Source organism: Streptomyces sp. NPDC043738, from assembly GCF_056436545.1.
In genome coordinates this window covers 13,359-38,627 of record NZ_JBWKCJ010000038.1, presented here as the reverse complement: position 1 = coordinate 38,627, position 25,269 = coordinate 13,359, and the positions used below count along the sequence as shown (strand labels likewise).

The window sequence follows — 25,269 nt, the reverse complement described above, 5'->3', positions numbered from 1 at the left end:
CACCGTGACCACGAAGGAATCGGTTCAGGAGATCACCGACCTGCAGGACCTGATCGACCATCTGAAGGCCGCCGCCCAAGTCGAACTGTCCACGGTTCCGCTGTACTTGTACGCGACCTATTCGATCAAGGCACGCGGCTACTCGCAGTGGGCGGCCGGCGCGTCGGCGCAGCGCACGATGATCGGTGTGGCGATCGAGGAGATGCTGCACCTCAGTCTGGTGCGCAACCTGCTGATCGCGGTCGGGGACACGAGTTTCCGGCTCTACGACCCGAAGGTCATCCCCACCTACCCAGGCGTGATGCTCAAGCGCGAGCCCGAGCTGACCATGCGGCTGCGGAAACTCTCCACCGACCAGGTCAGGAACACGTTCATGCAGATCGAGCTGCCGGCCGCCCCTCCGGTGGCCGCTCTCGGCGAGATCGAGCCGTACCACTCCCTCGGGGAGTTCTACGCGCGCATCGAACGGGGCATCCACGACCTCAGCTCGACCATCGACTGGGCCAAGGCGAAGAAGGACCTGTGGAAGTTCCAGTACCACCGGGCCTACTGGAACCAGAACGGGGCTCCGACCAGCCGCGGCTCATCGTGGACGAGGCGTCGGCGATCGAGGCGATGCAGATCACCGTGGCATCTGAGGGCGCCGGCGGCGGTCCCGCTCGTCCGGGCGACCGGAAGCCGGTCCGCTCATCAGCCGTCCTCCACCGCGGTGTTCGGCGGCTGTCCCGCGAGGGGAACACGGCCGCGGTGTGGCCCTGTGGCAGGCGTGGCACGGAGCAGGTAGCCGGAGAACCAGGTGGGGAAGGCCCGTCGCAGCGTGCTCGGTCCGGTCAAAGTGACGGCTCCTGAGCGCAGGAGCGGGGCCCATGGGGTCTCACCGAGCCAGTAGCGGGTCAGTGCCTCCAGGTCGGCGTCCACTCGCAAGGCCACCTCAAAGCCGCCGTCGTCAGTGCACAGGTCGATCTGCGGCCGGGCGATGTGCAGGAAGTACGGCCCGCCCTCCGTTCCGCGGAAGCGCAGTTCGACGATGGTCCGCCGCTCCGGCAGGTGCTCGGTCACGGTACGGCGGCGGATGTCCCACACGAGGACGTCGGGGTCGAGGTGTTCGGGCCGCAGGCCGCGCCGGTCCCAGTGCGTGGCCCAGCCGCCCAGTTCCCGCACCACCGGCGCCAGATTCTCGCCTGCCTCGGTGAGCCGGTAGCCGCCGTCCTCCCGGGAAACGATCCCGGCCTTCTCCAGGGTCTTCAGGCGCGTCGACAGCATGGTCCGTGAGATGCGCGGCAGGCCCCGGCGGATGTCGTTGAAATGCCGCTCGCCCAGCAGCAGCTCCCGTACGACCAGCAGCGTCCACCGCTCACCCAGGACTTCCAGCGCGCGGGCGACCGCGCAGAACTGCCCGTATCCACTCATGCAGCCCACGGTAGCGGTCCAGAATCCGTACTTGCCGTGTCGTGGCGGCGATCTAGCGTTACTCCCATGAGCAGCGAAAACACCAAAACCACCGCTCCTTCCGGCCTGGACTTCCTGCGTTCGATCATCGAGGGCCGAACGCCGCAGGCACCCATCTCGCACACGCTCGGCTTCACGCTCGTCGGCGCGGAGCCCGGCCGGGCGGTCTTCGAGGGCGGAACCGGCGAGCACCTGTACAACCCGATGGGCACCGTGCACGGCGGCTACCTGACCACCCTGCTGGACTCGGCGCTCGGCTCCGCGGTCTTCAGCCGCCTGCCCGCCGGTACGGGCTACACGACCGCACAGCTCAACGTGCATCTCATCCGGCCGGTGACCGCGCGGACCGGAAAGCTCCGGGCGACCGGCACCGCCGTCCACGTCGGGCGCACGCTCGGCACCGCCGAGGCTCAGGTGGTCGGCGTCGACGACGGGAAGGTGTACGCACACGCCACCACCACCTGCGCGATCTTCCCCATCCGGTGAGGGCGGCTCACGAGTGACGGCCTACATCGCCACGCGGTAGGGCGCCGCGAGCGCGTCGTCTGCGAGTGCGGCCCGTCGACGCACGGTCCAGCGGGAAGATCCGGTGTCCCGGAGGCCGGCACGTTCGATGGCGTTCCGGGTGATGTACCGCTCGGCCGTGGTGCCGGTCATCTCCTCCAGGAGTTTCCCGAGGAGCAGGTAGTTGGTGTCGGAGTACACCCCCGGCGTACCACCCGGGACGCCGACGCCGGGTGTCTGGTGAAGAACCTCGGAACGCGGAAAATTGAGGGAACCTTCAGACGGCAGTCGGCGGCCCATTACGTGGACGCGACCGGGGACCGGGCTACATGCCTCGTTTCCCGCCAGCGGACCTAACGTTGGGGAATACCTTGGAGGCTGGCGATCTCACGGGGACCAGCTTACCTACCTGCTTCGGGACGGCATCCTATGATGGCGGGTCACGGTTGCGAGATTCACGGGGAGGCTTCGAATGAACATTGAGTTGACGGGCGACCAGGCCCTTGTCCTGTCAGACTGGCTGGACCGCGTCATGCATAGCGAGGATTTCTCGAATTTGGTGGACGACCGCTCCGTCTGGTCCGCTCTTCTCAAGATCAGTGGGACACTGGAGACCGGACTGCCTCAGATCTTCGACTCCAACTACTCCGGCCAATTGGAAGCGGCACGCGAGCGCCTGATTGCGGAACTCGGAGATTTCGGCAAGTCAACTCCCTGACGTCCGACATCGTGCCGCCATGGAACTCGTACCTCCCGATCGACACGGGGAGTGGCGTGCTCAACGACTAGCAAGTCTTGTGCGCGCGCCTTCGCCATGCACGTACCGTGCCCGCCTGGCGGTAGGCGGCTACCACTCTGCCTGCTCCGCACGCTCTCAGCATTCCAAGAGCCGTACCTCGACGCTACAGCGGCGAACCCAGATCGGTGCCGGCCACCGCTCCCGCCCGGGCACCCCTTTTCAGAGCCGACTTCGTAGCGCAGGGCACTGCGGGAAACTGGGTAGCAGTCGAGGCAAAGACCGGAAAGGGAGCAGTACTGACCGACAACCAGCGCCTAAGGCTTGCCCCGTAAATCATCTCTGCCTGGTGTGGACAAGGCCGGGGATCAAACCGTCCGCTCGCCTGTCCGGCGAGGTTGAGGTTGCGTGGGCGTGCGATGCCGAGCATGCCGGGGTGGACGCCATCGCCGTGAGGCGGCAGTGAGGCATGACAAGCCCTGTGCCTGGACAGCCACCGTCGGCGATCGTCATGGTCGTGCTCACGGCGGCCTTCGCGCCGGGCTCCTCCCACGCCTTGCAGTCGTTGCGGTTACCGGGAAGGGGCCGGCCGATCACCACGACGAGTCGGATATCGGCGTTCAGCAGGGACACCGTCCTCATCGTAGACGGCACCCTGGTTCCCACCCGCCCACTGAACGAGCCTATCCAGGACGACTCCGACGCCGTGATCACACCAGCCACCACAAGATCGTTCCAGGGTGCCCGGCGCAACATCGCGAGTGCTCCATCCTCTACGTGTCGCCCGGCGCAGACCACGCCGAAATCCTGTAGCAACGCCCGAATTCCGTCCCTACAGTCAGCGCATGGCCACAGAGGACGAGCGCCCCAGTCACCCCGACATCGCCGCGATGCTCACCGATCAGACGAGCGCGTGCAAGGCAGCACGCGACGCCATCGCCAGCGGCGGCGAGGTACACGTCTCGGACAGGGCGGCGCCCCACTGGATGGTTCACGGCATCGCCGCAACGAGGCTGAGGCGGTCGTTGAAGCGTGGTCTGCCGAAGACCATCGGCCTTGACGAGACCGTTGAGATCCTCGCGCTGCACCGCGGCGAGCAACTGCGTACCGGGACCATCCTCGCAGCAGACCGGCTCTGGTTCTTCAACCTGTACTTCGACGCCACCGGGACCGAACTCTTGGCGTGCAGCGGCGTCAAACGCGCTCCCGTGCCCAGTACGAAGGACTCGCTCAAGCCCTGAGGTGATCCGCATCCGCATCACCGAACCACTGCCCGACCACAGCCGCCACTACCTGCAGAATCTCAGCTTCGAGCAGCAGGTCGTGGAGGCGGGCAATGTCGGTGCCCTGCCCAGGATCCCTAGCCTGCATCAACTCAGTAGGACGACGGCAATTTGAGAGATACCCCGTTGGGGTCGAAATCGGTCGTGGTGATGGTTGTTGCCGAGGGTGATCCGCGAGAGACTTTTCGATCCATGGCGGAAATCCATCCTTCCAAGTCGAAGGCCCTGGCCGAGAGGGCCCTCGGGACGGCCGTACATGAGACGGAAGCTCTCCCCCTCGATCTCGCGGTTTGACCTGATCCGGGTACCGTATGCACCGCATCCCTGCCCGGGTTTGAGCTCATCTGTTCCCGTGAATTCGCACGATCCAGCCCAAGCCACCTGACCGAAACAATCTCCAAGTGGTCGACTGGAGGGCATGCTTACGGTGTATTCATGGACAGCATCGAAAATGCGGCGGGTTCGGCAGGTCGGCGCCACCCGCCCTGTCGCAGATGCAGAGCGAACCGCGCCCGCCAGAGCGGCTTTCCCCGCTGATGCGTGGTTCCCCCCTGACATGCTCGATCGGCTACGCCTGAGCCCTGGCCTCGGTGACCTGGTCCGCCGACATGCGGCCCAACACCCCGCGGCCGGCAGCCCGCCGGACCGCGCCCGTCTGCTGCGCGACGAGGCGCCGGAAGGCACCGAGCTCCTCATCGTCGGCGTCCACCTCTGCCTTGAGGACGAGCACGGCCGGATCCTCCTCGGTCTGCGCCGTCCCGACTCCAAGTTTCGCCGACCACGTGACATTTCCTGGCCGGGCACTGCGAGCCGGGGGCTGTCGGAACTCCGCTCAGTTCTCCTGGACACGAATGACGGGTGTATGAGTGATGGGGAAGTTCACCGAGCGGGCGATGAAGCACAGCTCAGGTACGTCGCCATGCAGTGAGCGAGCCTTCTCCACCATCGACGCGTCGGCGACTGTCACCTCGGGGCACAGGACAACCTCGGTGATCTGGCCTCCTTCGCCGCTCTCGTCCATGGTCATGACTCCATGGGCGTTGTCCTCGTAGTCGGTGACCGTTATCCCGCCGACAGCGCAGAGGTGGAGGTACCAGAGCATGTGGCACTGAGCGACGGAGGCGACGAGCAGCTCCTCGGGGTTCCAGCGCGCCGGGTCGCCGCGGAACGCGGGATCCGAGGAGGCGGCGATCCCGGCCTTGCCGTCCGCCAATACCTCATGATCTCGGCTGAAGGACCGATAACTGTCCGTGCCTGACCCGAGGTTGCCCGTCCACTCGACCGTGACGTCGTAGGTATGCGTTGTCGTCATAGGGCCAGAGCTTAGAAGGCACTGGGGGCGGTGGTGCTACGCATTTCCATCCTCCAGGGTGCAGCTCCCCCGGCGCCGTGATCATCTCGCGGAGTGGTCATGGGGAGGGGCGCCCGGCAGTTTCGCGATCGAGGGGACGGTGCTCTCCGGCCGGGTGAGCACGTCGCGGGCGTGGCGGATTTGCTCCCCGGTCACGGCGGGCGGTGGACCCGAGGCGGACGTCGCGGGCGTGGCGGATATGTTCCCCGGTCACGGCCGGTGGTGGGCCCGAGGTGGGCGTCGCGGGTGCGGCGGCAGCGTCCAGGCCCTCGTTGGTTCCCTGGACGATGAGTTCGCAGTTCGCGGATGAACTCGGCAGGACGGACAGTACCCCGAACATCGCCCGGCCCCCTCGTGGAGGTGTCGATGCCCTGCTCGATGATGTGCCGCCCGATCCCGCGCTCGGAGACGACTGCCGCCGCCGCTTCGCCTCCGGCCGGCCTCAGTGGTGCCCCCGCAGGGGCTGCCGACACTCCCGAGCCAGGCGGCTAGCTCGGGCGGATCGCGGCCTCGATGTGGGCGAGTTGGGCAGCGAGGATCTCTTCGAACGCGGCGCGGCGGTCCGCCCCGAGGGGGCGAACGTCGCGGGCGAAGTGGGCCAGGGCCGGGAAGCGTTCGGGGTCGGCGCCGAGTACCGCGACGCGAAACAGCTCCATGCCCTGTTCGTGCTCTCCGGGCGTGACGGTACTGACCCCGGCCTCGGAGGCGATCAACGCGGCGATGAGGACCGCGATCCGGTGGTAGCGCGCCGGGATCTCCGCGTCGGGCAGTCCCGACGCACGCAGAGCCTGCAGCACCTCTTCCATGACCAGCCGGGAACCGGTGCCGCTTGACGCGTAGCGTCCCCAGACCGCGGCGAGCTGGGGCTGCTGACCGAAGGCCTCTCGCACCCGCAGGGCAAGGGCCGTGATGCGCTGCTTCCAGTCGCCCTCGGGGCGGTGGCCGTCCATGGCAGCCAGGAGGATCCGGTCGGCGACCGCACGCAGCAGTTCGGTCTTGCTGCGGAAATGCCGGTAGAGGCTGGAGGAATCGGTCCCGAGCGCCGCGGCGAGCTTGCGCACGCTGAACGATTCGGCGTCGCCCGTGCGCAGCAACTCCGCCGCCGCATCCAGGATCTCCTCGGTCGACCAGCGCCTTCTGCCTGCCATCTCACCCCTCTCGTCGGGTTCAGTCTAACCTATGCACTTGGTGTTGCACGCACCGCGTGCATAATGAGGTCATGCGAGTGCCGAACGGCTCGGCAGCAGGCGGGCCGGCGTGCCACTCGTGCCCCGTTACCCGGGTCAGGCGGCCGGCGTGCGGCTCACCCCCGGGACTACGAAAGGACGCATGTCGTGAGGAACCCGCTGGATCCCGCGGAGCTGAACGCCGCCATGGAAAACGTCCACCGCGCCGGGATGCCGGGCCTGTTCGCCGAGGTGCGTGACGGCGACCAGGTCTGGCGCGGCGCCGCCGGGGTCGCCGATGTCGCCACCGGTCGCCCCGTCACCGCCGACATGCGGCACCGCGTCGGCAGCATCACCAAGACCTTCACCGCCGCCGCGGTTCTGCGGCTGGTCGAGAGCGGGCAGATCGGTCTCGACACGCCGATCGGCCGGTACCTTCCGCGGCTGGTTCCCGGAGAGCGCGGTGCCGCGATCACGGTCCGGATGCTGATCAACCACACCAGCGGCTTCCCCGAGTACCTCCCGTACGCCTACGCCTCCCTCAGGGCGTACCCCGTCATCGCGGAAACCCGGCCCGAGAGCCTGGACGATCACCGGTTCACGCGGTTCGACCCCGTCGAACTGATCGGGATGGGGGTCAGGGCACCCGCCGTCGGCGCGCCGGGTGGTACGCCGGGGGTGTACTCCAACACCAACTACCTGCTCCTCGGGAAACTCCTGGAGGAGGTGACCGGCACCACGGCCGAGGAGTACATCACCCGGAACGTCATCGAACGTGCCGGCCTCCGGGACACCGGATTTCCCGCCGGACCGCGCGTCGACGGGCCGCACTCGCAGATCTACGAGGCGTGGTTCGGCATGATCGACCCGCCTCGCGACTACAGCGTCTACGACATGTCATGGGTGGGGCCGACGGCCTCGCTGATATCGACCGTCACGGACCTCAACCGCTTCTTCGGCAAGCTGCTGGCCGGCGAGATCGTCAGCCCCGGGTCGCTGGCGCAGATGCAACGCACCGTCGCCGTCGTCTCCCAAGAGGGAAGGACGATCGACTACGGCCTCGGCCTGCACCCGATGGAGGCTCCCGGGCAGGGCACCTTCTGGGGCCACGGCGGCACGGTCTGGGGTGCTGGAGCACTGGCCATGACCCGTGCCGACGGCAAGCGGCAGATGGCCGTCGCGGTGAACCTGCAGAGGTGGAACAGGCTCGACTCCTCAGGCCAGCCGCAACCCCATCCCATCGACGACGCGCTCGCGGCTCTCTACCGCGCGGCGATGTACGGCTGACCAGGCCGGAGAGAGTCGCCGAGCCCCCGCGGCGCCGCCCCGAAGGCGCCGAAGGTCTTCGTTTCGGAACAGGGGGGACGGCTGCCGGGGACTGCCGTGGATGTGGTCGCCGCCCCCGTCGGCGGCCGCCGGTGGCGGGATCGTGGTCCTGGCGACCTGGTCCCGAACTGGCGCGATCCGCCGACCGCAGGGCCCGGTGTGACATGGCGCTTCACCTGGCGAGTGCGCAGTTGACCTGGCGGGGCTGAGCGCTCTCTTTGGCGAGCTGAGTCTTGTGGGGCTGGTGAGCGAGTTGATCTCTGTTTGGCGACGACAGCTGTGGATGCCGTAACGGAGTGCATAGGGTTGCCGGCATGGCACTTCGACCTGTGAATGTGAACATCAAGGCGCTCGACGACGCCGCGGTCGGCCGTTTCTGGGCGGAGGCGCTCGGCTGGGGCATCTCCAGCGAGGCACCCGGTGTGACCAACGTCGAGCCCGGCGACGGTTTCGTCTGGCCGGACGCAACCGCCGTCTGCATCGACATCGTCACCGTCCCGGAACCCAAGACGGCGACGAAGAACCGTGTGCACCTCGATCTCGCCACCACCTCCGCGGCCCATCAGTCGGAGTTGGTCGCACGCCTCCAGGCGCTCGGTGCCAAGCCCGTCGACGTGGGCCAGGGCGACGTGCCGTGGACGGTCCTCGCCGACCCGGAGGGCAACGAGTTCTGCGTCCTCGAACCCCGGGAGATCTACCGGGACACCGGGCCGGTCGCCGCGGTGGTGGTCGACTGCCTGGATCCGCGGGCCATGGCTCGGTTCTGGGGCCAGGCGACGGACTGGACCCTGTGCGAAGTGACCGATGATCAGGCGGTGTTGCGCTCCGCCAAGGGTGTCGGCCCGTACCTGGAGTTCCTCCGCAAGCCCGACGCGAAGACCGTGCCGGACCGTGTTCACATCGACCTGCTGCCGTACCCCGGTGACGACACAGCGGCGGAGGTGGCCCGGCTGCGGACCCTCGGCGCCACCGACCTCGACCTCGGCCAGGGCGACGTCTCGTGGACGTGCCTGGCCGACCCCGAGGGTCACGAGTTCTGCGTCCTCGCCCAGTCCTGACGCACTCGGCGACACCCCGGCACGTGAGGCCTGACTGCTCGTGAGACTGCAAGCCCTCGGCGGCGATGATCTGCAGCTGCTGCTCGGTGGCGCCGGCGGCCCGCGCGTCGAAGAGCCGTGTGGCGTAGGCCGGGGGCGGGTGTTGGGTGATCAGCCGGCTCCGGCCCAGACCGCTCCGCCGAGCGCCGAATCCGACAGCGAGGTGTCACAGCCGGTGCCGTACACACACGGTCTTCCGCATGTCAGGCGGGGTGCGGTTGCCGCAACTGGCTCCGGATCCTGAGCGTGGCGTCGGTCAGCTCGTTGGTGTCCATCACGTCGGACTTGATGCCCGCCCCCTGCTGCTGAACGATGCCCACAGCGCTGGTGTCACCCCACACGCAGCGGGTGATCGTCACGTCATTGTCGAGGCCGTGCTTCGGCTGCATCATGACCGACTCGCACATCATGAGGGTTCCGTCGAACGTGTCGCCCTTCCACGCGGTCTTCTTGGTCCCTTCGATGACCTCGATCTTGACTCCGAGCGTCTTCGCGTTCTTCTTGTCGTCCTTGTGCATGCGCGTCAGGACCGCGTCCACCGAGTCGGTCGGGTTGGTGACCGTTCCCTGGATGCCGATGACGGTCATCGTCGGCTGCTCTTTGGGGTCGCCGACCGGGGTCATGTAGTAGGCCCCCCGGGGGAACCCCTTCTTGATCCCCAGCTTCTTGACCTCGTCTATGGACGTCAGGCAGTCGGAGTGGGGGCAGACGTTGGGGATGTCCTTCTTCTTGTAGTAGTCGCCGAGGAGCTTGTTCGGAAGGCTGATGGTGTACGGCACCATCTCGCTGTCCCGGCTCTGGAACCACACGACACCACCGACCGCCAGCGCGAGCACGAGCGCGGCTGCCACGGAGATGACGGCGATCAACGCACCCTTGCCCTTCCGCTGCGGGGGCGGGGCGACCGGTGGGCCGCCCCAGTTGTTCGGTCCGCCCGGTCCGCTTCCCAGCGGCGGCACGGCACCCCACGCGGGCTGCGGCCCAGACTCTGGGCCGGGCTGCTGCCAGCCGCCATGCGGTGGACCGCCAGGGGCCGGGTAACCGGACGGCGGAGGCTGGTGGTTGCTCACTCTCACGTCTCCTCACACAGGATCAATATCCTGATCCTTTCATGACAACTAGCAGCGGAAATGACGTCTCGGGAAGGGCTGGCGCTGCTGGCGGCTGAACCCGACACAGCAGCTGAGCGACTGGATCGGGCGACAGGCACCGCGAAGGCAGTGGTACGTCCCTCGCCGGCTCCACCGAGGACCGAGCTCGGGATAGGCGGGCGGCCGCCTCCAGTGCCGCAGCAGGCAACGCATGCCCTGTTGTGATGTGACGCGCCGTCGCCGTGCTGTGCCGGGCGGCGCGTGGCCGTCACCCTGTCCAGCTGGCAGAACAGGTACGTACGTGTACGGGAGATCGACGATGACGAAGGCAGACGGCTGAAGTGCCAGCGGGTCGGCACCTGGGCCGGGGCGAACAACGCCGAGATGAGGCACACCGCCGATATTCACTTGCGCTCCGTCGTCACTCGGGTCAACGTCGCGTGACACCTGACGAAGGCAGAGACAATGACCACGCAGACCCATCCCGTCGACCATCCCGTCGACCACGAGCTCATCCAGGCAGCGGCGCACGTTGCTCGCACTCGCTGTCGGGGCGACAACCACACCATGGCAGCCGCCGCCCGCGCCCAGGACGGCCGCATCGTCACCGCGGTGAACGCCTACCACTTCACGGGAGGACCCTGCGCCGAGCTGGTCCTTATCGGCACGGCAGCCGCCCAGGGCGCCAACGAGCTGAACACGATCGTCGCGGTGGGCGACCGCGACCGAGGCGTTGTTCCCCCGTGCGGCCGGTGTCGCCAGGTCCTCCTGGACTACTTCCCGACCCTCAAGGTCATCGTCGGCGAAGGCGATCGCATCCGAACCGTCCTCATCACCGACCTGCTGCCCGAAAGCTACATCTGGGCCGACCACCAGCTCGACACCGAGTAACCGCGCTATTCAGCACGCGCTGGCTCCGCCGACCGACAACAGGGCGGACGTTGCCTGATACGGCACTAGCGTGCCCATCGTGAAAGCCCCCGATCCGGCCGGAGGTGCCTTCGCGGTCGAGGACCTGGACGAGGCCGAGGCCCGGCTGCTGGAGCTGGGCGCGGGCAAGCCGGATCACCAGCCGGGTGAGGACAGGTGGCGGGTCCTCACCGATCCGGCGGGGCATCCGTTCTGCCTGGTCCGGCGCTGAGAAGCGCTGAGAGCGGCTCGCCGGATCAGTCGCTTCCTTCCCGCAGGAGATGGCGCGCCCCGCCGGCTCGCACTGCCTATGATCTGCCAATGGGTACCCCCGTCCCCCTTCAGGTTGCCGCGACGGCGGCCTCGCCTGCTCTCGTGCTTCGTCCCTGGTGCACGCAGGATGCAGCCGCACTGGTCGAGGTGCTGCGCGATCCCGGGTTGCGGCGCTGGACGAGCCATGCCGTGGAGAGCGACGCCGACGGGGCACGGTGGGTGCGGGCCCAGCAGCGACACTGGGCGGCGGGAGACCGGTTCAGCTTCGCGGTCTTCGAGGCACAACCCGGCCCAGTTCGCCAGCAGTTGGTGGGCAACGTGGTCCTCAAGGAAGTCGTCTCCGGCAATCCGGCGGCCGAGGTGGGCTACTGGACCGCGGCGCACGCGCGTGGGAGGGGAGTCGCCCCCCGCGCTCTGGAGGCGCTCACCGGCTGGGCCTTCGACACCTTCGGCGACGACGGGCTGGCGCGTCTCGAACTCCTGCACCAGGTGGACAACCTGGCATCGTGCCGGGTGGCGCAGAAGAGCCGGTACGACTTCGACCATGTCCTCCCCGCGGCGCCGCCCTCCTTCCCCCTCGACGGCCACCTGCACATGCGGCACACGAGCGTCTGATGTCCCCGCGTCTGGGACACACAAGGATGGACCGGGCCGACGGTCGGCCCGGTCCACGGGTTTGGGTTCATGCGGCTGGCAGAAGGTCGGTGTCAGTACTGGATGGTGTGGTTGTAGAGGATGTTCCGGGCCGTCGTGCCGCTGTCCAGGCCGTAATCGGGCCGGTCGTCGACGAAGTACTCGCGGAAGCTGGACTGCCAGGTCCGGGACATCATGGTGTTGCTCTTCGTCCAGCCGCCGTCGACCTGGGACCACAGGTCGACGAGGGCGGTGGCGACGCGGGCCTCGCAGGCGTCGCCGGAGTCGATGCCGGTCGTGGAGCGGTCATTGGCGAGGTTCATGGAGCTGCCGTTGCCCCAGTAGTACGTGGTGTCGTTGAAGGTGTGGAAGGCCACCGCGTTGGCGAAGCCCTCGGTCCAGCCGCAGCTGGTGGAGGAGGTGCGGTTGACGTAGTGGGGCGAGCAGTTGCTCACGTTCGGCCACCAGCCGTTGTAGAGCTTGCCCATGAGCGCGTGGCCCGCTTCGTGGACGGTGGTGTGTTCGGAGTCGGGGTCGTTGTCCGCGAGGTGGATCTTGTCGTCGCTGGTGGTCCAGTACGTGCCGTCGGTGGAGCCGGGGTACCACTGGACGGTGATCGGGGTGCAGTGGCCGTCCTGCTGGCGGCTCGCCCAGCAGTTGGTCGTGGAACCGCGGTTCCACCACAGCTTGTTGAGGGTGTCGAGGGCGTGCCAGGCACGGCTCTGGCCGTCGTTGGCGTACACGTTGCCCAGACTGGTGCTGCCCGAGATGTTGTTCAGCGAGTACGTGGCGGTGGAGTAGCGGCGGCCGCCGCCGTCGACGACCGACCACATCTGACCGGCCTGCGTCTGGAACTCCATCCATGCCTGGGCGGTGACGGAGGCGGTCGGGGTGAAGCAGAGGTTGAACTTCCCGTCGCCGTTGCCGGTCATCCCCGTGGCGAGCCTCTGCGTGGCGCTGTTGGCGGTGGGCTTGCCCCACAGGGTGATGTTGGCGTTGCTGACCGGCTCGTCCCGGTTGGCCTTGCCGTTCCAACTGCCGCCCTCGGCGGACTGGAAGCGGTTGCGGAAGGTGCCGCCGACACAGGTCCGGGAGGCAGACCTCGCCGAGGTGGTGGCGCGGGCGGAGTCCGGGGCCGAGGCGGCCGAGGAACGGGCTGAGGAGCGGGCAGGGGCAGGGGCCTTGGGGGTGACCGGGCGTGCCTTGCGGGCGCCGGAACCGGGCCGGTGGGCCGGGGCCGCGTCGCCCTTGGTGACCGAGACGCCCTTGTCGGAGGAGCCGTTGGAGGTGCCGACGGTGAGTTCCACCGAGTCGTGCGCGGCGCGCCGCGGGTCGGGGCGGTCGATGTCGCTGATGTCCGCCTGGATCTGGGCGGGTCCGGCGGCGACGGCCTCGACCTTGAGCTTGACGGTGTGGGTGCCGGGGGTGAGGGCGAGTTCCCGGCTTGTGCGCTGGCCGAAGGTGTCCGTGGTGGGTGCGGCGAGGCCGGACTTCTCGCCGGTCATCCGGAGCGCGGGCGGCAGTTGGACGGACAGGCCGGCGCGCTTGACGTCGGCCTGCGCCCGGACGTCCACGGTGAGGGTGGCCTGCTCGCCGACAGCAGGCAGACGGTCGAGGGAAGCGGTGACGCCGAGACAGCTGAGCGGCGCCTCGGAGCTCTTCGCCGCGGGGCGGATCGTGCAGGTGCCGCCGGCCGGAGTGGTCGTGCCCGCGAACGCGGACGGTACGACGACGATTGCCAGACAGGCTCCTACGCCTGCCAGCGCGGTCAGAGCGGCGGGTTTCGTGACCCGTATTCGGGACATGGGCATGCCTTTCTGCGGCGTGCACCGGACCGGGTCTGGCACGACCGGGTCCGGTGCACGCGGGCAGATCTGTGAGGGGGGTAGGGCACTGCGCCCCGGGCACTGCAGCGATCGATCACTGGCTCAATCATTGGCCAGAGCTGCACCCTGAGTGACAGTGGCCGAAACCATATACCTACGGCCTGCGCATGTCATCGCCCAGTGCGGAAAATGTGGATGAGGTGCGAACAAGGCGGAGTTCCGGCGCACGCTCACCGGCGCCGAAGAAGGGACCTGGAGACCTTCAACGGGCGCCGCCCGCTCGGCACATGGAGCATGGAGCCGACGATCTGCGACGAGTCGGTGAAGGGCAGGGCCCACGTACGTCGGCCCTGCCCTGCGCCGGCCTGTTACGCGGCGGTGAGTCGCTTGACCCAAGTGACCGAACTGCTACTGCCGGGGGCCTGGATGAAGACCCGTGCCGGAATGGCCACGAGGTGCTCCTGGTTGCTGCTGTCGAGGTCGCGGACGACGATGTAGCCGGTGTAGGTCGCGCCGTTGGCCCGGCCCTCCAGATAGCCCTTCTTGCCCTGCGGCACGTTGATCTCGACGTCCGACTCCCGGGTGTTCTGCACCTTGGTGGTGGACGTGGAGCTGTAGCTGTAGGTGAAGCTCGCCTCGCCGCCCACCGATCCGCCGTCGCCGCTGATCGAGGGCGTGATCTTGCCGCCCACCTGCCAGCCTTCGGTCGTGCTCTGCTCGTCGGCGACGGACGCCGTGACCTTGTAGGTGAGCTTGCCCTCGCCGGTGAGGCCGTCGCTGGCGCCCCGCTGCGGGTACTTCTCGTCGACCTTCCCGACGAACATGCAGGGCGCCGCCTGACCGTAGTACGGGCTCTGCGAATCGGTGTTGGTCATGTTGCAGTACTGCTCGGCGCTCTGCCCGCCGGACAGCGCGCCGTCCTTGGTGTTCTGACGGATTTCGGTGGCGGCGGGCTTGGCCGCATCGGCCCATCCCCCGGCCAGGTGCTTGGCGCTCTCCCGCAGCGGCGCGGAGTGCTTCTCGTCGGCCGCGTACTGTGTCGCCGCCGCCTGGGCGTCCTTGACGGCCTGTTCGGGGTCGTACTTGCCCTGCACGTCCGCCAGGGTGAATGCCTTGACGTTGCCGTCCTTGTCCTTGTCCACCCCGGCCGGGTAACCCATGGAGGATTCCGAGGAGTTGACCGGATCGGTCTTCTCCATCGCGGCGAGGACGTCCTGATCGGACTCGTAGGTGCCGTCGGCGACCTTCGCGGGCTGACCGTCTTCGGCGAAGGCGGGGGTCTGGGTGCCGATCAGGGATATGCCGGTGAGGAACGCGGTGGCCAGTGTCCCGGCCACCACACTGCTCTTGCGTCGGCCCGAAGTGAGCTCGGACTGCGGTTGCGTTGACACACGGTCTCCAATCAGTCGGGCATCGGCCCCTTGGGGCCGCGCCGATTTGTGGGGGGTGTGCGGCGCACCCGCTTGTCGCACCTCGCCAGGCCGTGGCCCCCAGAGCGGGGAGCCGTCGAGGCCTGTCGATGTCGATATCGACGTGTGCGACGGAACAGCGGAGTTGGCGCTCCGAATGGGTGCTGCCGCGGCAAAAAATCTAGAAAGTTACTATTGCGTTCGTCCGTAACGTTTGTAACGGACGTGACTCAGTCGCACTGTGCGGCGTCGAACAGCGCCGGCTGGACAGCGGGTCGCGTTCAGTCATGGTCGATACGGGCGTTGACCGGGCGTCACTTCAGGAACCCGCCACACGCGCTCTCAGCGGATGCCGCGGATCCGGTATCCGCTGGCCAGCGCAGCGATGCTGAGAGTTGCGACGGCCATCAGGTAGTAGCCCGGTGAGATCCGCGAGCCGGTCGCCGTGACCAGTGCCGCGGCGATCGTCGGGGTGAAGCCGCCGAAGAGGGCGACCGTGGTGTTGTAGCTGAACGCGAGCCCGGTCGCGCGGGCTTCCACCGGGAAGGCGTCGGACATCACCGAGGGCAGCGCGCCGAAGTACGCCGCCTTCAGGAGCCCGAGGACCGTCATGCACAGGGCGAGTGCCGGGAAGGACGGTGCCGTGGTGAGCCAGAGGAACAGCGGGACCGCGCTCAGTCCGATGAGGACCGCGGCGGGGACCATGATCCGCAGCCGCCCGAAGCGGTCGGCGAGCAGGCCCACGACCGGGGTCCCGAACGTGAGGATGACGCCGGTGATGAGCAGGGCGGTGAACGACAGCGAGTCGTCCAGGCCGAGTTCCTTGATCGCGAAGGTGGGCAGGTACTGCAGGGTGTAGTTGAGTGCGGTGGAGACCATCAGCGCCCCGCCGGCGATCAGCAGGCCGCCCCCATGGCGGCGGAACACCGAGCGGATCGGCGAAGGCGTCTCCCCGCCCTCCCGCGCCCCCGGTCGCTGCGCCGTCCCGGCCGGCTCCTCGACGCAGCGGCGGATGACATAGCCGGCCGGGCCGACCAGGAGGCCGAAGACGAACGGTATCCGCCAGCCCCAGGCCGTCATCTGGGCATCGGACAGCGTCGCGGTCAGGCCGGCGGCGAATACGGAGGCCATCACCGTGGCGAGCCCCTGGCTGGCGAACTGGAAGCTGCCGAGGAAACTCTTGCGCCGGCTGTCCTGCTCGACCAGGAAGGAGGTGGCGGCGCCGAACTCGCCGCCGGCCGCGAAGCCCTGGACCAGCCGGGCGAGCACGATGCCCAGCGGCGCGAGGAATCCGAGCGTGGCGTAGCCGGGCATGAACGCCATCAGCGCGGTGCCGAGCACCATCAGCCGGATCGACAGCATCAGCGACTTCTTGCGCCCCTGCCGGTCGGCGTACGAGCCGAGCAGCAGGCCACCGATCGGGCGCACCAGATACGTGATGCCGAAGACGGCGAAGGTCTGGACGAGCTGGATGCCGGGGTCGTCGTCGGGGAAGAAGGTCTTGCCGATGTACGTCGCCATCAGGGCGTACAGGGCGAGATCGAAGAACTCAAGGGCGTTGCCGATGGTCGCCGCCGCTATCGCGCGCTTGGCGGACGCGCGTCTCGGGGGCGCGGCCGGGGACGTCCCCGGCTGGGTGGGTCGAGGGGAGGCTTCGGTCATCGCGGGTCCTTCCGGCAGGCGCCGGGCTGACGGTCGTCAGGCCGATCTGGGGACGGGGAGCGGAGGTGGGCCGGGGCGCGTGCGGGAAGTGGCGGGTCAGCCGCTGCGTGCGGGGAGCGGGAGGCCGGCCGGGTCGTGGCCGAGGGCGTGGAAGAGCGTGGCCGCCAGCACGATGCCCTCTCGGGCGATCGTGCCGAGCAGGTGCTCGTCGGGTGCGTGCTGCAGACAGCCGGGGTAGGAGTGCGGCAGCCACAGGGCGGGCAGGCCGAGGATGTCGGTGAAGACGTGGTGGGGCAGTGAACCGCCGATGTTGGGCAGGACGGCGACGGCCTTGCCGGTGGCCTGTTCCAGCGTCGCTCTGGCCCAGCCCACCCACGGGTCGTCGAGCGGCGTTCGGCCGGCGGGAAAGCTGTGGTGGACGGTCACGTCGACCATCGGGTAACCGTGGGCGGTGAGATGCTCGGTGACGATCTCCCGTATCCGGCTCACGTCGGTTCCGGCGACGTACCGCAGCTGCAGGGCGGCGCGTGCCCGGCCGGGGATCGCGTTGACCGGGCGGTCGATGTCGGCCGAGCCGAGCGACAGGACCTCGAGGGTGTTCCCGCCGTAGAGCCGCTCGGCAGGGGTCAGGCCGGGCTCGCCCCACTGCTCGTCGGGGACCGGGTCGCCGGGAGCGCCCCCGACCGCGACGCCGGTGAGCGCCTTGCGCACCTGGTCCGGGAGGCCGGGCGGCAGCAGTGCCGGGACCTGGATGCGGCCGTGCCCGTCGACCAGGCTCGCGACGGCACCGGCAAGGGTGGTGGCGGGGTTGCGCAGGACGCCGCCCCAGTTGCCGGAGTGGTACGCGTCCGGCCGCAGGTCGACATCGAGCAGGAGCCTGACGCCACCGCGCGCTCCGAGGAAGAGAGTCGGCGTCGTCGCGTCCAGGCGCGGCCCGTCCGAGGCGATCAGCACATCGGCCCGCAGCTCCTCGCGGTGCGCGGCGGCGAAGGCGGCAAGGCCCGGCGAGCCGATCTCCTCACCGGTCTCGAACAGGAAGGTCAGGTTGAAGCCGAGCGACCCCTGCTCGGCCAGCAGCAGCCGCAGCGCCGCGAGGTTGACCAGGTGCTGGCCCTTGTTGTCGGCCGCCCCACGGCCGTACCACCGGTCGCCGTCGGCGGTCAGGGTCCATGGGTCGCGGCCGTCGCTCCACCTGCCCGCGTGGCCGTCCACCACGTCGGCGTGCCCGTAACAGAGCAGCGTCGGGAGCTCCGGGGACTCCACGCGTGTGCCGACGAGGAACGGGCCGCCCGAGGGGTCCGGATTGGCGTATGAGGCCACCGAGCACCCCAGGTCGGTCAGCGCGGGGACGAGCACCTCGTCCAGGTATGCCGTAACGGCAAGGTGACTCTGCGGGCGGGTGCTCTCCGTCGGGTACGCGACCATGGCGCTCAGCTCGGCGAAGAAGGCGCCCGAGTCGACGTACGCCTCGGCTTGTTGGACGAGATTTTCGGGTATCACTGGCGATTACTCCTGAGCATGGCGCAGGTACGGGTGCACGGCACGTGCCGTGTTGGCTCAGCAGCGTAGGGGCCCTGACTCACCGTGACCATTGCCGTTTGTGCTGCCCGGCGTTCTAATCTCGGCAAACCGGTGTGCGCGTCAGAACGGCACACCGCCCCACCCATGGAGGTCCGATGCAGCTCATGCCGGTGAGCCTGGCGTACTTTCTCGAAGTCGCCCGCACCGGGGCGGTGAGCGAGGCCGCCCAGAACCTGCGGGTCGCCCCGTCGGCGATCAGCCGGCAGATCGCCAAGCTCGAATCCGGGGTCGGCGTCCCCCTGTTCATCCGGCATCCGCGCGGAATGACCCTGACCGACGCCGGATCACGTCTGCTGGCCCATGCCCGCCGCAGCGAGGCCGAGTCCTCCGCGCTCCTGACCGAACTGCGCACGGGCAGCGGCGCGGACGCCCGCAACGTCACCGTGGCCTGCTCGGAGGGTTTCGCACGCCGCCTCGTCCCGCGCGCGATGGCGGCCTTTAGGCACGACCACCCCGACGTGACGTTCCAGCTCGACCGCGTGCCCCCTCAGGAGGCGACCCGCAGGGTGGCCGAAGGAATCGCCGACGTCGCCGTCACCTACGCGATGGGCCCGCAGCACGACGTACGGGTGGAGTGCGCCGTCGTGGTTCCGATGGCCGCCATCGTCCCGCCCCGGCACCCGCTCGCCGACCGGGAACGGGTCGGCCTGGCCGAACTGTGCGCGTACCCCCTCGCCCTGCCCCCGGCCGGAACCACCCAGCGCGACCTCTTCGACACCGGCGTGCAACTGGAGGGCCTGACCGTCCGGCCGGCCCTGGTCTGTGACGCCATGGCCACGAAGTACGAGTTCGTGCGTTCCGGCGGCGGCATCGCACTCGTCGGCAACCTGGGCAATGTGGGCGACCTGCGCCCGGACCCGGTCGCCGAAGGCGTCGTCTACGTGCCGCTCGACCACCCGGTATTCCGCCGCCGCGAAGCCCAGGTGCAGACGATGCTCGGCCGTCGACTCTCCTGGGCGGCAACACAGTTCACCGGGTTGCTGGTCTCCCTGCTGCGCCCGGCAGGACCGGTGTCTTGACGGTCCGGGGTCTCGTCCCGCCATCGGACACGCCCCAGGCCTTCATGATGCCGACGGCGGCTGTCATCGGCCTTGCCCGGCCCGCCCCATGTCGAGCCGCACCGTGTCCCCCGCCCTGCCGCCCGCGAGGACGTCGATGCGGACGCCGCTGTCCGGGTCCGTGAAGGTCTGGCCGGGCGTGTAGGCCGCCAGGTCGAGCCCGGTGCAGCCGGTGGCATGCGAGCGATCGGCGCGTGGCGCCGTCTTCTGGGGGTGGAGGTCGGGCGACGGGCGGGCGGCCGGGTTGCCGTTCATGACCCGGACCGGTCCCTCGCCGGTCGGGACCGCGGAGTCGACCTTGTAGATGAGGACGCCGGCCGAGCAGATGTCCCGGTCGTTGCCCTCGGCCCGGCGGGACTCCGCGACGTACGCCGTCGTGTCACCGGTGCGCAGTACGGCGATCTTGGTGCCGCCGCGCCGTTCCACCGGGGTCAGGCGCACGGTGCGCCGGCCGGGCGCGGCCAGGCAGGCGACCTGGGCGTCCCGGGTCCAACCGAGTTTCCAGGAGTGCCAGCCCAGGTACTGGGGTGCGTGACCGGCGATATCGCCCATGACATCCCAGCCGCCGACGAACCGATGGGTGGCGCCGGTGAAGGAGTACAGGTCGGGCAGGCCGAAGGTGTGGCCGGTCTCGTGGTCGGCGACCTCGGGACCCCAGTGCCACAGGTCCTGGCCGAAGGTCACGGCCCACTTGATGCGGGTGCCGTCGGCGGTCACACCGGACGTGGTCGGGTCGTAGAGGTAGGTCGGGGAGAAGGAGACGGCGGCCGCCGCTCTGGTGGGGACGACATGGACCATGTCGTAGCGGGAGAAGTCCGCGTACGGGTCGGCGGCGGCGATCGCGTCCCGTACGTACTTCTCGTGGGCCTCGAAGGTCAGGCCCCGCTCGAAGCCGTAGGAGCCCGCATCCGCCGGCATGCGGATCCAGCGGCGCAGTGGGGTGAGGGCGAGGCGGGTGCGGCCGTAGCTGGCCGTGCGCAACCAGTCGGCGGCGGGGGCGAGTTGAGCGGCGTACTCGTCGGTGGTGCCGGTGGCCCGGGCATCGGGGAAGTCCACGAACAGCGTCAGGACGCGCCGGGTTCCGGTGGCGGGCTGGAACTGGACGCGGTCGGTGCCGTGGCCTTCGTCGGTCCAGCCGGTTCTGCCGGGCAGCGCGCAGGCGGCGGGAGGCGAGGAAGGGTGGGCCGGAGGGACGGGGGCCGCGTTCGCCGTCGTGGGGGCGGCGAGGCAGGCGGTGAGGGTGAGGGCCGCGGCACAAGGGCGCAGGCGGGTCGGCAGGGCAGGCATGTCACTCCCGTCGGAGGCGATGTCCAGGGGCGGTTACGTGGGAACCGTCGGCTCAGGCGCGGCCCGCGGCCAGGTCCATCAAGCGGGCGAGGACGCTGCCACCGGAAGCGGTGACGCCGTCGTGCTCCCATTCGTTGGTGACCCAGACGCGGGTGGCGCCGACTTCGCGCGCCGTGCGCAGGGACAGGCCCGCGTCGACGTACATGTCGTCGTGGTAGACGGCCGCGGCGAGGGGCACCTGGTTGGCGGCCAGGCGGTCCGGGTCGTAGAGCGGGGGCCAGTCGGTACGCCGGGCCAGGAGGTCGGCGGCCGCTTCGAAGGGGCGCAGGCCCTTGATCTCCCGGAACATCCAGGGGTAGATCATTTCCCCGGTGAGCAGGAGCGGGTCCGCCTCCTCCGCGAACTCGGCGAAGCCGGCGAGTGCCCGCGAGGCCGCCCAGCCGGTCGGGCCGGAGGCCTGCCCGTACAGCGTCTCCTGCATGACGGCGAACAGCGGGTTGTCGGTGAAGCCGGTCAGGGTCTCCACCTGGTGGCGGAAGGTGTCGGTCAACTCGCCGTCCGCATCGAGGGATTCGTCGAGCAGCCAGTGGATCCGCTCGAAGCCGTCGCCCATGCCGAGAGCGAGGCCGAGGGTGCGCAGGCGGCGGGTCGTGAGGCGGTCGCCTCCGGGGAGCCGGACGTCGCCGGCCGCGAGCAGGTCGGCGATCTTGCGGAGCCGAGGGGCGTCGTCCGGGTAGCGGGCGTAGAAGTCCAGGACCCGGTCCCGCACCCGCGGATAGGTGCGGGCGTACACGTCGTCGGCGGTCGCGGCCAGTCCGGGCAGGCCGCCGGTGACGTAGCAGGCCCGCAGGCCCTCGGGGGCCCGGGAGAGATAGGTGAGGGTGATGAAGCCGCCGTAGCTCTGGCCGAGCGTCTCCCAGGGTTCCTCACCGCACAGTTGACGACGTATCAGTTCTGCGTCCGCCACGATCGCGTCGGCGCGGAAGTGGGCCAGATGCGCGGCCAGTTGCGACGCGGAGGCGAACCGTGCGGCCATCCGCGCGGTGACCGCGGTGGAGCGGCCGGTGCCGCGCTGGTCCAGGAGCAGTACCCGGTGGGTCTTCAGGGCCTGGGGCAGCCAGCCCGGCGAACCCGCCGAAGGGCGGGGCGCCTTACCGCCGGGGCCACCCTGCAAGTAGAGCAGCCAGGGCAGTCGTTCACCGGTACGGGCGGGGTCGACGACCTCGCGAGCGAACACCCGGATGGTCGGGCCGTCGGGAAGGGAGTGGTCCAGCGGGACGGTGAAGAGGTGATCGGTGGTGGCGTACGCAGGATTCATGGGGCCCTTTCCCGGCGCGGCGAGAGGAATCGGATACGAAAGGTGAGGTGTGACATTGCATGGCCGCATGCATTCGGCCGGCCCCCTTCGAGGAGCACCCACTGGGCGCAGCCCCGCGTCACGGGGAGCCGACCTCGCCGCTGCGCCTCAGGCGGTGCGCTTGCGCGTACGCCGCGCAGCCGCCTTGGGCTCGGCCGACGAAGGGCTGTCGCCGCCTGCCCACAGAGAGCGGACATGGCCCAGGTGCTCGGCCATGCACTTCTCCGCCCCCTTCGCGTCCCCCGCGAGCATCAGGTCGAGGAGCTCCAGGTGCTCCTCGGCCGAGGGGATCAGTTCACCGCGCTCGTCCAGGGCGGTGAGCCCGTAGAGGCGGGAACGCTTGCGCAGGTCGCTGACGGTCTCGACGAGGCGGTCGTTGCCGCCGAGTGCGAGGAGCGAGAGATGGAACTGCCGGTCGGCCTCCAGGTAGCCGATGAGGTCGTGGTCACGGGCGGCCCGGACGATCTCCTCGGCGACCGGGCGCAGCGCCTCCAGGTCCTCGCGCGCCACGCTTCGGGTGACCCGGCCGATCACGGGGATCTCGATCAGCGCGCGGATCTCGGTGTACTGATCGAGGTCGCGCTCGCTGACCTCGGTGATCCTGAAGCCCTTGTTGCGGACGGGCTCGACCAGGCCCTCGCGGGCCAGGTCGAGCATCGCCTCACGTACCGGGGTGGCGGAGATACCGAAGTCCTCGGCGAGGGTGGGCGCCGAATACACCGCACCCGGCCGCAGCTCGCCGGAGATCAGGGCCGCTCGCAGGGCGTTGCTGACCTGGTCGCGCAGCCGCTCCCGGCCGACGTTGAGGTCGCGGTGCTTCAGGTGCCCCATGGCGGTGGTGGTCCCTTCGGTCTGGTATGGACCACCACCGTACAATGTCACGTTGCTCCAGCGGGCGACAGGGTGTAGGTCCGGCCGGAGGTGTAGAACTCCAGCGCTGCCCGACCCTGTTCACGCGGCCCGTGACTGGACGCCTTGGCGCCGCCGAACGGCAGGTGGAAGTCGACACCGGTGGACGGTGCGTTGATCCGGATCATCCCGGTGTCGAGCAGGTCGAGTCCGCACAGCGCGGCGTCCAGGTCGGCGGTGTGGACCGAGGTGACCAGGCCGTAGGGCACGGAGTTGGTGATCCGCACCGCATGGGCCAGGTCATCGGCGGGCAGCAGGGCCGCGAGGGGCCCGAAGACCTCGTCGCGCAGCAGGCGGTGCCCCGCGGGGACCTTCTCGACCAGTGTCGGCGCCGCGTACCAGCCGGGCCCGTCGGGCACGGTGCCGCCGGCCAGCGCGCCCAGGCCGTGCCAGGCGTCGCGGACCCGGTCGCGGGCGTGCTGGCTGATGAGCGGCCCGCTCACCGTGGCGCCGTCGGCCGGATCGCCGACCGGAACGGCACGCAGCGCTTCGCAGAGCGCTTCGCGCAGCGGATCGAGGGCCGCACCGACCGCGATGACACGGCTGGTGGCCGTGCACTTCTGGCCCGCATACCCGGCGATGGCAGCGGCTATGTGGGCCGCGGCCCGCTCGATGTCGGCGTCGGGGAGGACGATCGCCGCGTTCAGGCCGCCCATCTCGGCCTGGACCGGAACACCGCGTTCCGTGGCAGCGCGGGCGACGGCCCGGCCCACGGTGGTCGAGCCGGTGAAGGAGACCGCGTCGGCGGCGGAGACGAGCGCGTTGCCCTCCGTCGCCCCGCCGGGCAGGACGGTGAACACCGCGGCGGGCAGGACCTGTTGGACGATCTCGGCCAGGCGCTGTGCACAGGCGGTGGCCTCGGGCGCGGGCTTGAGGACGACCGCGTTGCCGGCCGCGAGCGCCGGGGCGGCCTTCCAGCTCGGAATGGCGAAGGGGAAGTTCCAGGGCGTGATCAGCCCGGCCACCCCGTGCGGGCGGCGGCGGGTGAGCAGCAGGCCGGGGCCCGCGGCGGTCTCGTGGACGGCGCCGACGGGTTCGTACGGAGCCTGGGAGTAGTAGCGCCAGATGGCGACGGTGCGTGCGACTTCGGCCCGGGCCTCGGCGAGCGGCTTGCCCACCTCGCGGACGGCGAGTGCGGTCAGCTCGGCCGCGGCGGCATCGATGGCGGCGGCGACCGCACCAAGGGCGGCCGAGCGGGCGGCCGCCCCGCCGAGCCGCCAGTCGGTCTGGGCGGCGCGGGCCCGCTCCACCGCGTCGGCCACCGCGAAGGCGCCGGGCGCCGGAAGGTGAACGAGCACGTCGGACGGGTCGGTCGGATTGCACGAGGTGATGAGGGGTACGGCGGCGGTCACAGGAGGAAGCCTCCGGGGAAGGGGTCGTCCGGGTCGAGGAAGTACTGGGCGGTGCCGGTGATCCAGGCGCGTCCGGTGACGGTCGGCACGACGGCGGGCAGCGCGCCCACTGTGGTCTTCTCGATCAGCCGGCCGGTGAAGCGGGTACCGATGAAGGACTCGTTGACGAAGTCCTGGCCGAGGGGCAGCTGACCGCGGGCGTACAGCTGGGCCATCCGGGCCGAGGTGCCCGTACCGCACGGGGAGCGGTCAAACCAGCCGGGATGGATGGCCATGGCGTGCCGCGAGTGGCGGGCGCCGGAGCCGGGAGCGGCGAGGTAGACGTGCTTGACTCCGGCGATCTCCGGTCGTTCGGGGTGGACGGGCCGCTCCGGTGAGGCGTTGATCGCGTCCATGATGGCGAGCCCCGCGGCCAGCAGGTCGTCCTTGCGCGCACGGTCGAACGGCAGCCCCAGTGCGTCGAGTTCGACGAGGGCGTAGAAGTTCCCGCCGAACGCCAGGTCGTAGGTGACCGTGCCGTATCCGGGCACGGCGACCTTGCTGTCCAGCGCGGCGCAGAACGCCGGCACGTTGGTGAGCGTGACCGCCTTGGCCGCGCCGTCGGCCACCTGGACCTCGACGGTCACCAGCCCCGCCGGGGTGTCGAGCCGGACCGTGGTGACCGGTTCGGTGACCGGCACCATGCCGGTCTCGACCAGGACGGTGGCGACCCCGATCGTCCCGTGCCCGCACATCGGGAGCAGCCCGGAGACCTCGATGTAGAGGACTCCGTAGTCGGCGTCGGGGCGGGTGGGTGGCTGGAGGATGGCGCCGCTCATGGCGGCATGGCCGCGCGGCTCGTACATCAGGAGCGTCCGGAGCTGGTCCATGTGCTCGATGAAGTACGTCCGCCGCTCGGCCATGGTGGCGCCGGGGATGACCCCGACGCCGCCGGTGATCACTCGCGTGGGCATGCCCTCGGTGTGCGAGTCGACGGCGTGGAAGACATTGCGGGTGCGCACGGGCTTCCT

24 protein-coding genes and 4 pseudogenes are annotated in these 25,269 nt (G+C 69.5%); 12 read left to right on the top strand and 16 right to left on the bottom strand.

The genetic code is table 11. From position 1 onward, the window contains the following. Positions 1-4: 4 nt before the first annotated feature. A complete protein-coding gene (locus tag AC0680_RS33710) occupies positions 5-784 on the top strand; it encodes a ferritin-like domain-containing protein (RefSeq protein WP_478636550.1) in 780 nt (259 codons plus the stop codon). On the opposite strand, the gene AC0680_RS33705 is transcribed toward AC0680_RS33710, so the two are convergent. After that, complete coding sequence (locus tag AC0680_RS33705; RefSeq protein ID WP_478636548.1) at positions 691-1,410, bottom strand: winged helix-turn-helix transcriptional regulator; 720 nt, start codon at positions 1,408-1,410, stop codon at positions 691-693. The genes AC0680_RS33710 and AC0680_RS33705 overlap by 94 nt on opposite strands. A gap of 66 nt (positions 1,411-1,476) precedes the next feature. Here AC0680_RS33705 and AC0680_RS33700 point away from each other — a divergent pair, with 66 nt between their 5' ends. Beyond that, positions 1,477-1,935 carry a PaaI family thioesterase gene (locus tag AC0680_RS33700; protein WP_478636546.1) on the top strand — a complete coding sequence of 153 codons (459 nt, stop codon included), beginning with the start codon at positions 1,477-1,479 and terminating at the stop codon, positions 1,933-1,935. 59 nt (positions 1,936-1,994) lie between these two features. On the opposite strand, the pseudogene AC0680_RS33695 reads toward AC0680_RS33700, so the two are convergent. Next, positions 1,995-2,187 (bottom strand): annotated as a pseudogene (locus AC0680_RS33695) (serine hydrolase); the annotation flags it as partial. 238 nt (positions 2,188-2,425) lie between these two features. Here AC0680_RS33695 and AC0680_RS33690 point away from each other — a divergent pair. After that, positions 2,426-2,671 carry a hypothetical protein gene (locus tag AC0680_RS33690; protein ID WP_478636544.1) on the top strand — a complete coding sequence of 82 codons (246 nt, stop codon included), beginning with the start codon at positions 2,426-2,428 and terminating at the stop codon, positions 2,669-2,671. Positions 2,672-3,077: 406 nt separating this feature from the next. Here AC0680_RS33690 and AC0680_RS33685 read toward each other — a convergent pair. Next, positions 3,078-3,352, bottom strand: a pseudogene (locus AC0680_RS33685) (IS5/IS1182 family transposase); the annotation flags it as partial. 182 nt (positions 3,353-3,534) lie between these two features. Between AC0680_RS33685 and AC0680_RS33680 the strand changes: the two are divergent. Both AC0680_RS33680 and AC0680_RS33675 read left to right on the top strand, forming a co-directional pair. Beyond that, a complete protein-coding gene (locus tag AC0680_RS33680) occupies positions 3,535-3,930 on the top strand; it encodes a hypothetical protein (RefSeq protein WP_478636542.1) in 396 nt (131 codons plus the stop codon). A gap of 348 nt (positions 3,931-4,278) precedes the next feature. Continuing rightward, positions 4,279-4,509 (top strand): annotated as a pseudogene (locus AC0680_RS33675) (hypothetical protein); the annotation flags it as partial. 31 nt (positions 4,510-4,540) lie between these two features. Here AC0680_RS33675 and AC0680_RS33670 read toward each other — a convergent pair. The 3 genes from AC0680_RS33670 to AC0680_RS33660 form a co-directional block, all read right to left on the bottom strand. Beyond that, on the bottom strand, positions 4,541-4,702 hold the full coding sequence (locus AC0680_RS33670) for a hypothetical protein (protein ID WP_478636540.1): 162 nt from the start codon (positions 4,700-4,702) through the stop codon (positions 4,541-4,543). 102 nt (positions 4,703-4,804) lie between these two features. Next, complete coding sequence (locus tag AC0680_RS33665) at positions 4,805-5,284, bottom strand: OsmC family protein (RefSeq protein ID WP_478636538.1); 480 nt, start codon at positions 5,282-5,284, stop codon at positions 4,805-4,807. A 527-nt stretch (positions 5,285-5,811) separates the two neighbouring features. Continuing rightward, positions 5,812-6,471, bottom strand: a complete 660-nt coding sequence (locus AC0680_RS33660) for a TetR/AcrR family transcriptional regulator (protein ID WP_478636536.1) — start codon at positions 6,469-6,471, stop codon at positions 5,812-5,814. 186 nt (positions 6,472-6,657) lie between these two features. On the opposite strand from AC0680_RS33660, the gene AC0680_RS33655 reads away from it, so the two are divergent. Together AC0680_RS33655 and AC0680_RS33650 are read left to right on the top strand one after the other, a co-directional pair. Then, positions 6,658-7,776, top strand: a complete 1,119-nt coding sequence (locus AC0680_RS33655; RefSeq protein ID WP_478636534.1) for a serine hydrolase domain-containing protein — start codon at positions 6,658-6,660, stop codon at positions 7,774-7,776. A 353-nt stretch (positions 7,777-8,129) separates the two neighbouring features. Then, positions 8,130-8,873: a VOC family protein gene (locus AC0680_RS33650; protein WP_478636532.1), complete on the top strand. Its 744-nt coding sequence runs from the start codon at positions 8,130-8,132 to the stop codon at positions 8,871-8,873. Between the two features lie 242 nt (positions 8,874-9,115). Here the strand turns inward: AC0680_RS33650 and AC0680_RS33645 are convergent, their stop codons facing one another. Next, positions 9,116-9,871 (bottom strand): hypothetical protein, encoded by a 756-nt coding sequence (locus AC0680_RS33645; protein ID WP_478636530.1) that lies wholly within the window; start codon positions 9,869-9,871, stop codon positions 9,116-9,118. A gap of 393 nt (positions 9,872-10,264) precedes the next feature. On the opposite strand from AC0680_RS33645, the gene AC0680_RS33640 reads away from it, so the two are divergent. From AC0680_RS33640 to AC0680_RS33625, 4 genes and pseudogenes are all read left to right on the top strand, one after another. Further along, complete coding sequence (locus tag AC0680_RS33640; protein WP_478636528.1) at positions 10,265-10,447, top strand: hypothetical protein; 183 nt, start codon at positions 10,265-10,267, stop codon at positions 10,445-10,447. A gap of 21 nt (positions 10,448-10,468) precedes the next feature. Continuing rightward, the gene (locus tag AC0680_RS33635) at positions 10,469-10,894 is read left to right on the top strand and encodes a cytidine deaminase family protein (RefSeq protein ID WP_478636526.1); all 426 of its coding nucleotides are present in this window, start codon (positions 10,469-10,471) and stop codon (positions 10,892-10,894) included. A 109-nt stretch (positions 10,895-11,003) separates the two neighbouring features. Further along, positions 11,004-11,144: pseudogene (locus AC0680_RS33630) on the top strand (VOC family protein); the annotation flags it as partial. Between the two features lie 89 nt (positions 11,145-11,233). Then, on the top strand, positions 11,234-11,800 hold the full coding sequence (locus AC0680_RS33625) for a GNAT family N-acetyltransferase (RefSeq protein ID WP_478636524.1): 567 nt from the start codon (positions 11,234-11,236) through the stop codon (positions 11,798-11,800). A 92-nt stretch (positions 11,801-11,892) separates the two neighbouring features. Here the strand turns inward: AC0680_RS33625 and AC0680_RS33620 are convergent, their stop codons facing one another. The 4 genes from AC0680_RS33620 to AC0680_RS33605 form a co-directional block, all read right to left on the bottom strand. After that, entirely contained in the window at positions 11,893-13,623 is a 1,731-nt protein-coding gene (locus tag AC0680_RS33620) for a mycolysin (RefSeq protein ID WP_478636522.1), read from the bottom strand. 389 nt (positions 13,624-14,012) lie between these two features. Continuing rightward, positions 14,013-15,035, bottom strand: coding sequence for a hypothetical protein (locus AC0680_RS33615; protein WP_478636520.1), 1,023 nt, complete (start codon positions 15,033-15,035; stop codon positions 14,013-14,015). A gap of 360 nt (positions 15,036-15,395) precedes the next feature. Further along, the gene (locus AC0680_RS33610; RefSeq protein ID WP_478636518.1) at positions 15,396-16,715 is read right to left on the bottom strand and encodes an MFS transporter; all 1,320 of its coding nucleotides are present in this window, start codon (positions 16,713-16,715) and stop codon (positions 15,396-15,398) included. A gap of 96 nt (positions 16,716-16,811) precedes the next feature. Further along, entirely contained in the window at positions 16,812-18,215 is a 1,404-nt protein-coding gene (locus AC0680_RS33605) for a M20 family metallopeptidase (protein ID WP_478636516.1), read from the bottom strand. Between the two features lie 176 nt (positions 18,216-18,391). Between AC0680_RS33605 and AC0680_RS33600 the strand changes: the two genes are divergently transcribed. Further along, the gene (locus AC0680_RS33600; RefSeq protein WP_478636514.1) at positions 18,392-19,315 is read left to right on the top strand and encodes a LysR family transcriptional regulator; all 924 of its coding nucleotides are present in this window, start codon (positions 18,392-18,394) and stop codon (positions 19,313-19,315) included. Positions 19,316-19,378: 63 nt separating this feature from the next. Here the strand turns inward: AC0680_RS33600 and AC0680_RS33595 are convergent, their stop codons facing one another. From AC0680_RS33595 to AC0680_RS33575, 5 genes are all read right to left on the bottom strand, one after another. Further along, positions 19,379-20,641 (bottom strand): M6 family metalloprotease domain-containing protein, encoded by a 1,263-nt coding sequence (locus AC0680_RS33595; RefSeq protein WP_478636512.1) that lies wholly within the window; start codon positions 20,639-20,641, stop codon positions 19,379-19,381. A 52-nt stretch (positions 20,642-20,693) separates the two neighbouring features. Next, positions 20,694-21,959: an alpha/beta fold hydrolase gene (locus AC0680_RS33590; protein ID WP_478636510.1), complete on the bottom strand. Its 1,266-nt coding sequence runs from the start codon at positions 21,957-21,959 to the stop codon at positions 20,694-20,696. 147 nt (positions 21,960-22,106) lie between these two features. Next, positions 22,107-22,829, bottom strand: coding sequence for a GntR family transcriptional regulator (locus AC0680_RS33585; protein WP_478636508.1), 723 nt, complete (start codon positions 22,827-22,829; stop codon positions 22,107-22,109). 47 nt (positions 22,830-22,876) lie between these two features. After that, positions 22,877-24,259, bottom strand: a complete 1,383-nt coding sequence (locus AC0680_RS33580; protein WP_478636506.1) for an aldehyde dehydrogenase family protein — start codon at positions 24,257-24,259, stop codon at positions 22,877-22,879. Further along, entirely contained in the window at positions 24,256-25,260 is a 1,005-nt protein-coding gene (locus AC0680_RS33575; protein ID WP_478636504.1) for a proline racemase family protein, read from the bottom strand. Before AC0680_RS33575 ends, AC0680_RS33580 begins: the two co-directional genes overlap by 4 nt. Positions 25,261-25,269: the final 9 nt, after the last annotated feature.